At 54.2% G+C, this 9,460-nt stretch carries 11 protein-coding genes; 4 read left to right on the top strand and 7 right to left on the bottom strand.

Annotated features, from left to right (window positions below; genetic code table 11):
- Positions 1–7 precede the first annotated feature (7 nt).
- The 3 genes from OX89_RS16640 to mobI form a co-directional block, all read right to left on the bottom strand.
- Positions 8–769 carry a hypothetical protein gene (locus tag OX89_RS16640; protein WP_047351451.1) on the bottom strand — a complete coding sequence of 254 codons (762 nt, stop codon included), beginning with the start codon at positions 767–769 and terminating at the stop codon, positions 8–10.
- Positions 770–1,028: 259 nt separating this feature from the next.
- Positions 1,029–1,667 (bottom strand): hypothetical protein, encoded by a 639-nt coding sequence (locus tag OX89_RS16645; protein WP_047351452.1) that lies wholly within the window; start codon positions 1,665–1,667, stop codon positions 1,029–1,031.
- A gap of 1,478 nt (positions 1,668–3,145) precedes the next feature.
- On the bottom strand, positions 3,146–3,643 hold the full coding sequence (gene mobI / locus OX89_RS16650) for a conjugative transfer protein MobI(A/C) (protein ID WP_047351453.1): 498 nt from the start codon (positions 3,641–3,643) through the stop codon (positions 3,146–3,148).
- A 508-nt stretch (positions 3,644–4,151) separates the two neighbouring features.
- Here mobI and OX89_RS16655 point away from each other — a divergent pair.
- Complete coding sequence (locus tag OX89_RS16655) at positions 4,152–5,147, top strand: ParM/StbA family protein (protein WP_234305591.1); 996 nt, start codon at positions 4,152–4,154, stop codon at positions 5,145–5,147.
- A 547-nt stretch (positions 5,148–5,694) separates the two neighbouring features.
- On the opposite strand, the gene OX89_RS18740 is transcribed toward OX89_RS16655, so the two are convergent.
- A complete protein-coding gene (locus tag OX89_RS18740; protein ID WP_157497532.1) occupies positions 5,695–6,276 on the bottom strand; it encodes a hypothetical protein in 582 nt (193 codons plus the stop codon).
- Between the two features lie 138 nt (positions 6,277–6,414).
- Here OX89_RS18740 and OX89_RS18745 point away from each other — a divergent pair, with 138 nt between their 5' ends.
- Genes OX89_RS18745 through OX89_RS18755 form a run of 3 tightly spaced genes read left to right on the top strand, consistent with a single transcriptional unit; the run spans position 6,415 to position 7,711 of the window.
- Entirely contained in the window at positions 6,415–7,005 is a 591-nt protein-coding gene (locus OX89_RS18745) for a hypothetical protein (RefSeq protein WP_157497534.1), read from the top strand.
- Positions 7,006–7,013: 8 nt separating this feature from the next.
- Positions 7,014–7,235, top strand: coding sequence for a hypothetical protein (locus OX89_RS18750; protein ID WP_157497536.1), 222 nt, complete (start codon positions 7,014–7,016; stop codon positions 7,233–7,235).
- A 17-nt stretch (positions 7,236–7,252) separates the two neighbouring features.
- On the top strand, positions 7,253–7,711 hold the full coding sequence (locus OX89_RS18755; RefSeq protein WP_157497538.1) for a hypothetical protein: 459 nt from the start codon (positions 7,253–7,255) through the stop codon (positions 7,709–7,711).
- Between the two features lie 81 nt (positions 7,712–7,792).
- Here the strand turns inward: OX89_RS18755 and OX89_RS16660 are convergent, their stop codons facing one another.
- The 3 genes from OX89_RS16660 to OX89_RS16670 all read right to left on the bottom strand — a co-directional run.
- Positions 7,793–8,905 carry a tyrosine-type recombinase/integrase gene (locus OX89_RS16660; RefSeq protein ID WP_157497540.1) on the bottom strand — a complete coding sequence of 371 codons (1,113 nt, stop codon included), beginning with the start codon at positions 8,903–8,905 and terminating at the stop codon, positions 7,793–7,795.
- A 13-nt stretch (positions 8,906–8,918) separates the two neighbouring features.
- The gene (locus OX89_RS16665) at positions 8,919–9,257 is read right to left on the bottom strand and encodes a type II toxin-antitoxin system ChpB family toxin (protein WP_047351455.1); all 339 of its coding nucleotides are present in this window, start codon (positions 9,255–9,257) and stop codon (positions 8,919–8,921) included.
- The coding region (locus OX89_RS16670; RefSeq protein WP_084002086.1) for a ChpB-ChpS toxin-antitoxin system antitoxin at positions 9,257–9,460 on the bottom strand (204 nt) is incomplete at its 5' end. The genes OX89_RS16665 and OX89_RS16670, both read right to left, overlap by 1 nt.

A 9,460-nucleotide genomic window follows, 5' to 3' on the forward strand; every position in this document is an offset into this window, starting at 1 on the left:
TCCGCCATCAGCATGGAATCGTGTCCGCCATCGCGTGGAATACGCATTTGCCTGAATCGGTGTCCGGTGGGGTGCTTTGATCGGTGCCGAGTGTCCCACGGTACGCTGCCTGGTAGGCGGCAACGAATGCAGGTGGCAGCGTCATCTTCGTGCTGGTTGCCGTATTGAGCACGTCCCGGTAGTCAATGCCGCTCGCCAGGACGGCATTGAGCACCGCCTGCTGAGATTTGTCCAGCACCCCGCCATCACCAGCCTTGAACAAGCCGGTGACCGGATTCATCGCGCTCAGGTCTGGGTGCCCGAGGCTCTTTGGCATGAGCTTGGCAGCGCCGTCGATCTTGCCCTTGTTCAAATTTTTGAGTGACTCAGGGCGCGTTTGGATGTTGTGCCACCACACATCCGGCGCTGCAGCGATCGCGTTCGCGAGTGCCAGATCCGTCAGCGTGGTGACGTTCACGTTGCTCACTACATCCGTTGCGAGGGAGTAGTGCGACACGCCGTCCATCCCCTTCGCATGAATCGCGCACGGTGCTTTTTCCTTGCTGATGTCGATTTGCCAGTTGCCTTGTGTGTCCGCCTGTGTGGAAGCCAACTTGCCGGTGGTGCAGAGCACTTCGATCTTGGCCATTGCCATTGGCCCGCCAGAGACAGCCGTACCGGTCATGTACTTGGCAACATACTCCTCTTCATCCTTGCTTCCACCGCCACAGGCCGTCAGAAGTGCGCCCACTGCGATTGCCGCTCCGGCCACCTGCAGGTGTTTCGTCATTGCTCGCATGCATTGATCCCTTAGAACATAAAGAAAGCGCCGTGCGGCGCTTATCTTGGGTTATTTACAGGATCAGTTTCGCTGTACAGCTTTACAAAACCAAATGGAAAAACGTCGATTTGTGTCTCATTTGAAGATCATCAACGTGCTTGAGTGGGCGCCGCGATTGCGTTGAAACCGGAGGTATCTGGGGTTCTCATGCACAGAGCGCACACACTGGCAAGCAAGCCACGCATTGGCACCGTGTTTCTATCCGATCTTAGTAATCGCCAAGGCCTTCTCTCAGTTCCGGCGCGTTTTCCATATCTGTCCGGATGATCGCTGCGAGTATCGATTTCAGTTTGTCGCCGCCAAGTACGCCGCGCACCCCGTCAACTTCTGCGGGAAGCAAGATCGAGCGCAGGTAGGCGCCACCTTCTTCGTCAGGGTTCGGGTAGCGCAACACGAGGAAGTGTCCGCCAGCCTGTAGCAGGCCTTCTTCGAAAACGGCTTCGGTGGATCCCGCATGCAGCGTCAGCAGATCGAACAGACCCGGCTGCGATTTGTCCGAGGTGCCCATGAGAAGCTTTTCCGACACGCCTACGGCTGCCAGGGTCGTGGATTGCAGGCGTTGATCCACCAGGTTTTCGATGGCATCGCCAAGATGCGCCGCAATGATCATCTGAGCCTCTTGCGGCTCTTTGGACATGTGGTTGATGGCATCGACGAATCCGTCGATGTTCACTCGTGCCATCCAGGTGAATGAGGTCTCTACGTCGTGTGCGTAGAGGTAGATCGGCTCTTGATCCAGCGCCGTGGCATCGTGCCGCTTTACTGTCCAGCCGTTGGTTTTTGCGACCGTTTCCTCAATGAAACCGCGTGCCAGGGACGAATAGGGTGGTTTGTCTTGATGCGGCATTGTTCTTTCCCTGTTGGTTCTCTAGAAGATGTTTCTCCGACTTTACAGGCTTTTGGCGTTTGATGGGGTGCTTGTTTTTACTTATTTGTCTATAACTTGACCCATCACCCCAAAACAGGACGTTTGTTGACGCTTTTCAGGGCCGCATGTCGCGTGCACGTCACATTCTTTGCGATGGCAGCTGGGGCGCTTTCAACAGCCGCGATGGATGTGCGGTGCGGGCGGCGCCTAGCTATGTCCGACTGGGCGGCGTTGTCGCTTGTCTGCGGCAAGGGTGGTATTCGAAGTGTGTGTACGCAGGCTCAGAATGCGAGTGTAAGCCAGGGGGCGATTTGTTTCCGTGAAATCACACCAAGCAGATTGGATAGGCGTGAATCAAGGATTGTTCATTTGGGGCCGCATCTCCTCCGATGGCTGTAGTCGCATGTCTTGCATTCAGAACGCGTCCAAATTCGCGCGGGGAGAGCAGAGCAGGGTGCGTTGGGAATGCATTTTCCCGATCCACTGAAGGTGATTTCAGAAGTCTCTGCGGGAAAATCCTGGACTCCATCGTTTTGGTGAGCGTGCCTTCTCAAGAAACGGTTATGCAAGGCGGTCAGTAGCAGGGTGGCGATCTCGGTCTTTGCGATGATGTTCCGAGTACGCCAGGGGACGGGAAGGCAGCACTGATTTTGTGCGGTTTTTGTCCAGTCTGGTGCATTTGCGCGAATATTTTACTCTGACGCCGCTGGTCGTTTCGTTGCAGACAACCAACAGTGTTCCTGTCGTTCAAGGCAGGATTCACTGTACAGCGAAGTCTGGCGTGCAGCTACCGCACATCCTCCTCCCCCCGAGACAGTTGCACCAATGAATCTCCACGAGTCGGTTTTGGATGAATTTGAAGTAAAATGCTTGAATTTCGATTGCAGGATGGCAATAACGCAATTTCGTGGTGAGTTTGCGTAAGAACTAGCGCGACAGCATCCCCGTCACTGCTACAACGTGGGCGGCGTGGTTTAGACTTGGGGCGTTCCGCTTTTGTTTTCTCACATATGTTCTCGCATCCATGAAGCAGTTCGCAATCCATGATTTCTGCCCTTTTTGTTACGGCATCCGGAAACATTCTGGTGTTTGGTAACTCCGCAGTACACATAGTCGGCAAGTCCTTTCGCAACTTCTAGACTTCTGTGAAAATCCATTTCTAAAGCGTAGGTTTATCACGGAAGGGATTGGTGTATTCACGCTATTGAAGTCTTGGGCGGCAAGGGCAAGGACAAGGACAAGGACAAGGGCGCAAAACATTTCGCGCACGATTCATCGTGAATGCCATGCGCCCCGTGAGACGTTTCACCGTGACGATATTTTGAAAGACCACGCTTGGCGGGGAGCGATGACAAGTTATCGGGCTGCCCCACTTTGAGACAAGCAGGCCAAGGCTGGATCGGTCTGCAGCGGAAAGGACTGATCTTCCATTTCCACCCTCGCCGCCACCAGTGACACTAGGTCGTAGTTTCTCCCTCAACGTCGGTGATATTTTCTTCCGCTCCATATTGTTCAACGTACTTCTGCCCAGCCATTGATGCGTAGCGCATCGCAGTTATCGCCTTCACAATGAATCCGGCCTGTTTTCGCAGCAGTCCCATTTGAAGTTCCGTCCTCTCTACCATTGCCCATTCCCAGTCTCGCGCGTTCGCTTTGAGTTCAGCCATGGAGTAGGTGTCTTCATTGGCTGACTTGCGAATACTGGTCTTCACGTCCTTTCGGGCTCCCTTCTTGCCAAACCACTTGATGGTGTTCCACTTGGCTTGGATGTGGTTCCCCTTGCGGTGCATCACCAGGCGTAGTTGGCTCTTGTTCGACCATTCCGTGACCTTCTTCTCGTGGACTTCGATCTGCGTCCAGTGCGTGTCTGCCAGGCGGGTCATCTCGTCGTGGATCACGTTCAGGCACCCCTCCAGGGCGTCCAGTGTGGCTTCGTGTGCGGTCTTGTATTCCATGGCTGCGATGCTGTCTTATTGCCTGCCGCTCAGATAGCTGCGCGGCTGTGTGGATCGTTGGGAAAGACGAGAGTATCAGCCGCGCTGCTATGCAAGCGGCTGCAATATGCAGCAGGGATCGGCGCTTTTCACTTTCATCGGTGTTCGAATCCATCAGCCGCGCAGCTATCTCAGCGGCTGCTCTATGCAGCCAATCAGAATGCAATTTGCGCGATAGGCCGCAGACATCTCAGCCGCGCCGCTATCTCAGCGGCTGCTATAGCAGCCGTGGTCAATCTGTGGTGCTTGACTTGGTGGCCCCACGACGATGAGCATTCGCTTCTGACAAAGGGACTAGATGCACCTGGCGAAATGTCACTGGCGGTTCTCAGGCGGTGCTGTGTTGCTCGTCTAGCACCTTTGCGTTAGATCACTAGCGGTATACAGGACAATAACTGGCTGTTTTCGCGCGTGTATCGTTCCAGACGTTGTTTTAGACTTGTTGCGTCGTATTTGATTGTTTGGACGCATGATGAACATTCTCGGAATTGATATTGGTTATTCGAATCTCAAGATTGCCTACGGCTCGACCGATGGCGACGTGACCACTGCATTGCGCCCAGCAGGCGCAGCGCCATCCGACCGGTTTGGCTCTCGCTTCGATGGTCGGGCGCAAGACGATTTCTTGCATGTTCTGGTTGATGATCAGCCTTTCATTGCTGGCGTGTCATCCGATCGCGCAGAAATGTGGGAACGCTCATTGCATGCGGATTACTCCAAAACACCTTCCTACAAGGCGTTGATGCACGCCGGGATGCTGATGTCGGGGATGAACGAGATTGATGTTTTGGTAACTGGTTTGCCTGTGTCGCAGTTCAACGACCCAGCCAAGCGCGCGGAACTGGAGAAAAAGTTCGTTGGCAAACACCAGATCACTCCGAAACGGTCTGTGAATGTGAACCAGGTGAAGGTGCTGGCCCAGCCCGTTGGTGGTCTTCTTGACTATATCGAACAGCAGGATGAAGAGAAAACCGGATTCTTGGTCGATGATGACGCACGCGTGCTGGTTGTCGATCCTGGCTTCTTCTCTCTGGATTGGGTTCTTGTCAGCAATGGCCAGTTGCAGCGTCAATCGAGTGGCACTAGCCTGAAAGCTTCGTCAGTCTTGCTGGAGCAGGCTGCGCGGTTCATCGCGGAAGACTATGGTGCTACGCCGAGTACAGAGTCTTTGGAAAATGCAGTGCGCAACAACAAATCCTCGATCTTGATCATGGGGCAGCGTGTTCAGATCGAGTTATATATCAAAAAGGCCAGCGAAGCTATGGCATCCGTGACGGCTGATGCAATCCAGAAATCGCTGCGCATCGAGAGCGTTTCTCCTGATGTGGTTGTGATGGTTGGTGGCGGAGCAACGTTTTTCGAAAAGGCGGTTCGTGAAGCGTTCAGCAAACTCAAGGTCGTGATGCCGAAGGATCCTGTGTTTTCTCCGGCGCGTGGATTTTGGCTTATGGGTGCCTACGCATAGTCTTTGTTCGGGAAGCGCTTAGGGGCCGGAGCATCCGGCCTTTGGCGTTACTTGGAAGATCATATCTAAAGGGGCTTCCATGAGTGATGATATTCGCGTAGTCGTCATCTTGACTGACGCCAATCCAGAGCTACTTGCAGAGTTTGCGAACGTTAGCCCGCGTGCTCGCGCGGAGCGGATGCGGGTATTGGCAACGCTGGGTCTTGGGTTTAGTCGAGGTGGGCTCGTGTCGCCCGTCATGAGCCAAGCAAAAGTAAAAGCAGAAGCGACAACGCCCATTCCACAACCGTCTTTGCCAAAATTTGAGGTGCGTCGGTCTCAGGGCACTCCCTCCTCAGACGAGTCAGTAGCCGAATTTACTCCTGCTGTTCAGCTACTAGGGCGGCACCATCGTGGTGTGATGAGTCCTCCACTGACTGATGGTGAATCTTCGGCAAGTGGCAAACTGCGTAATCCGACACTAGCCCGGTTTGTAAAGTCGTTGGGATAAAAAAGAAAACCCGCTCTTTCTTTGGATCGGGCGGGTATCCATTGGTTTGAGTGTGAACTAACGAAGTAGACTCGGTGAAATTGACTCGACAACCCCAGTGGAAGCATTGATTACAATCGGATATTTCGTCGGATCGCAATTGTTATCAGCTTCACCGCTTGCTTGTTGAAAATATATATTTACTCCCGTCAGCTTTGTTCCAACAATCTCTGTATAGTAATTCTTGAAATCGCCCAACAACAATTGGTTGGCCATTTGCCCGAAGTTTCGCACACCTGTTTTATTCAGATTAGTAAAACAGATGAAACGTTTATAGGCGGTCACTTTGTTATATTTGTTCTTATCTGTAAGCACATTGTCGCCAAACTGAGTTAACGTTTCTTCGATTGGTGGCGCCCAATTGATCACCTCAGTGGATGTGCTGTTCTCTTTAATCACATCCAATGTGAACTGGTCGATGACAGCATCACCTTGGTGAAGACATTTCATATTTTTTGAGATATGCATGCTTGCCACCGTTTTCGCCTCGCATCTAAACTCTGCTTTTACGGCGTCATCTTTACTACCGCCTCCGCAGCCTGATAGGATGCCTACCACAATGCATTGCGTGATTATTGCGTGATATGTTTTGAGGGTCATTTTCTTTACCTGTTTGACATTACCGATTAAAGCTTCCTAAGCACTCCAATAAGACGGCAATGAATGGATGGCTGGCGCAGGCGCAACCTGCAGTGGCAGCGTGCACTGCCACTAACTAATCTATGCGATGACCATCTCGTGGCTGCCGTGAAATGCAGCGACTTCTGCAGTGTTTGTCTGTCTAGCACGCTGGCTTGCTTCTTTGCGCACGTCAACGAAATACGCCACGTTCTGCATCGTCTTCATTCCGAAAGCGTTGGTTGGATCGCCATACTGCTGGTGATGCACACCTTCAAAACAGCAAGAGACGCTCTCGCAGCCGGCTTCGTCCTGGCAGAGCAGAGAAAGGTCTACGGACTACACAGGGAGTGTCGAATCCTTGGTGTTGATACCAGTGGCCGTATCCCAGTAGGACTGTCATTTGCCTTGCGTGTCGAGATCCCAGAGGACTACACGCGGAACTATCTGGGGGTCATGTCTGATCGCTCGTTTGGCCAGTCAGTGAGCGTCAAGTTGGCCCAAGCCGGAGGAGGAACGATGGGCGGGTTTTCCGCAGCATCTGACATGAATAAGGTCGTCCAAATGTTTCATCCGGATGACCTTAGGGAAGCAATTGATGGTGCGAGGGAATGGGCTGACCGCTGGTTTCGCTACAACCCGGATGCGATGGAGCGAGCCATTTTGAGGCGCGCTGAAGCTAGGTCTTCACGTCTTTCACTAGAAACATAGGAGTCGGTATGGATCAATTTGCAGTATTTTCCGTGGCTGTTTTCATTGCCGTGACTTTAGCCAGTTTGTTGTTCACCTATTGGTTTTTCTCGCGGATCATTGCGGCTGGTGTACGAATTGGTCTAACTGAGGCCCGGATCAGGTTTCAGTCTCCAATTGGGACGGCTAGGGAAGTACCGGAAGCGCCGCCTGGCTATCGCTGGGAACTGGTCAAAGTTAGCGATCGGTGAACCACATATTCAGTATCATGCATCTGTATTTATTTCGACATATAGCCAAGTGTGCGGCTATCTCGTCTATTGTTTTCTGCATTCCACTTTCTTCAGTCGCCGAGGAAAAACCGTTAGAGGCTCATCCCGCTGCGCCACTGGTTGGCAAGTGGGTCTCAACGGTGAACATGAATTACACCGCCAGCAGTGAAAATCTATACTGGTGGACGGGGCGCATGTGGGGTGCCATTGACGAAACAGGCCGAATAGCCATGCGCGCTGACAATGGTTGTGATATAAGCGGCGCAGTCAAAACCGTAGATTCGTTGGGAATTTACGGTGAAGTGAAATTCACGAATTGTGAATCCAAAATAATGAACGAGGTTTATTCATTCAAGGCCACTAAGGCAAAGACTGGTGCCGGATTCACGTTCTCGCGGCAGGACGTTAGCGTATCCAAATCTTGGGGTGTTTCGGGGGCATTTGTCAGGTACTAGTCTTTCGTTGGGTGTGTCCTCATCCAAGAAGAACGCCCGCTGATGCGGGCTTTTTTGTACTCAGATGACACGTTTAGGCGCCTAAACCGCATCCATCCCTTCGCGCCAAGCCCGTTGTTCCTTGTGGTCATACCGCGCCGTCACATTGAGACTCGAATGCCGCGCCTGGGCCTGCACATAGCGCGGATTGACGCCAGCCTCCATTGAGTGCGTCACGCCGGTATGGCGCATCCAATGCGGTGTGGCCTCCCGCAGCCTGGCTGCTGCCGCGCTCTCGCCACGCGCCGCCATCAAATCAGCCGCTTGCCCAAAGATCACCTTGCAAATGAGGTAGATGGCCTGTGCCGTGATGCCCTTGTCCTCGCCTGTGACGGCCAGGATCGCGGGCCTGGTATCGCCAGGGGAGGGCAGGGGCGCCATGCACAGCGACTGGCGGTACACGCGCAGTTCACTCATCAACTTGGCCGTTGCGATGATCCTGGACTTTTTGTTTCCCTTGCCCACTACACGGATGATCCATCCCCCAGGCGATGCTTCGAAGCTGCCCATTGTCAGGCTGGCGGCTTCTTCGCGGCGCAGGAATGCACGGTACAGCAGCTGGAAGATCCAGCGTGCCCGGTGGTAGTGCTTGAGGTCTTTTTCTGACGCGCGGGGCAGGGCTTCGATGGCCTCCTGCACGGCATCCCACTCCAGGGGTGTCAACGCCTGCTCAATTGCTTCCTCGTCCTTCGCCCCGGACTGCCCTTGGTGTGCCAACTTGACCGGGTTGAACTTGCAGTAGGGCTCATCCCTTGCAGCGCGCAGCTCGCGCATGGCGGCAAACATCTTGTGCAATACCGTGATGCAGTGGGCGATGCTGGCCTCGGAGAGTGGCTTGCGGAATGGCTGATGCGTCCAACCGTGTGCCGTGAGGAAGTCGTCGGCAAAGGGGCGAGGCTGTTCCAAAAACGCCAGGTAGTCGTTGATGTCCTGCACCGCCACGGCGGGCAGCATGGCGGGGGCGGCGGGACGTGTGGCCTTGAGCCATAGCAGGAAGCGATGGCACTCTTTTTCGTAGGAGCGGATCGTGTGCGGGGACTTGCGCGCGAAGCTGTCCAGGAACACCTTGATGGCGTACTCGTCGGTAGCGACTTCGGTCGAAATGACCTCGTTGGCGACCTTGTTTGAATGCGCCAAGAGAACGACTGCTGACACGATTCGTCCTCCCTCAGTCCAACAAAGCCGCTAGGCGCCCAAGGGCCTCATCGATGACCCCTTGGGGGACACGCTCGATCCTGCGCGCCTTGCGGGCATTCAGGTCGAGCATGCGGATTTTGTTCACCAGGGCGACACCTTGGGTCTTGCAGCCGGTGCTCGCAAGCGACACGGCGAAACCGGCGTAACGTGCGAAGTCGCCTCCTTGCGTGATGGGGGCCACCAGCACATCTCCGAGCTTGTTGAATTCCTTGGTCGTGAGAACCAGGGCGGGCCGCGTGCCCCGCTGCTCATGACCCATTGCCGGGTCAAGGGGAACGCTCACGATGTCGCCTCGATCAAAAACCGCCATCAGAGCACCTCGCCGCCCACAGGACGTGCAACGCCCCACAAAACCAAATCGGCTGGCGGCGCAGCCTTCAGATCGCACCGCGCGATCATGTCGGCCAATATGTACTTGCGCTTCTTTGTCAGCACGATCTTGCCGTCAGCCGTGGTTTCCAGCGTCAAATGTTGGCCAGCTCCCATGCCCAAGTCCTTCAGAACGGGGGGGGG

The sequence above is a fragment of the Diaphorobacter sp. J5-51 genome, assembly GCF_001023515.1.
Classification (GTDB): domain Bacteria; phylum Pseudomonadota; class Gammaproteobacteria; order Burkholderiales; family Burkholderiaceae_C; genus Diaphorobacter; species Diaphorobacter nitroreducens.

Coding starts and splice junctions, on each gene's coding strand:
- OX89_RS18755 (WP_157497538.1), top strand. CDS start 7,253: ATGCATCTGTATTTATTTCGACATATAGCCAAGTGTGCGGCTATCTCG.
- OX89_RS16665 (WP_047351455.1), bottom strand. CDS start 9,257: ATGGCGGTTTTTGATCGAGGCGACATCGTGAGCGTTCCCCTTGACCCG.
- OX89_RS18740 (WP_157497532.1), bottom strand. CDS start 6,276: ATGACCCTCAAAACATATCACGCAATAATCACGCAATGCATTGTGGTA.
- OX89_RS18750 (WP_157497536.1), top strand. CDS start 7,014: ATGGATCAATTTGCAGTATTTTCCGTGGCTGTTTTCATTGCCGTGACT.
- OX89_RS16645 (WP_047351452.1), bottom strand. CDS start 1,667: ATGCCGCATCAAGACAAACCACCCTATTCGTCCCTGGCACGCGGTTTC.
- OX89_RS16655 (WP_234305591.1), top strand. CDS start 4,152: ATGATGAACATTCTCGGAATTGATATTGGTTATTCGAATCTCAAGATT.
- OX89_RS16640 (WP_047351451.1), bottom strand. CDS start 769: ATGACGAAACACCTGCAGGTGGCCGGAGCGGCAATCGCAGTGGGCGCA.
- mobI (WP_047351453.1), bottom strand. CDS start 3,643: ATGGAATACAAGACCGCACACGAAGCCACACTGGACGCCCTGGAGGGG.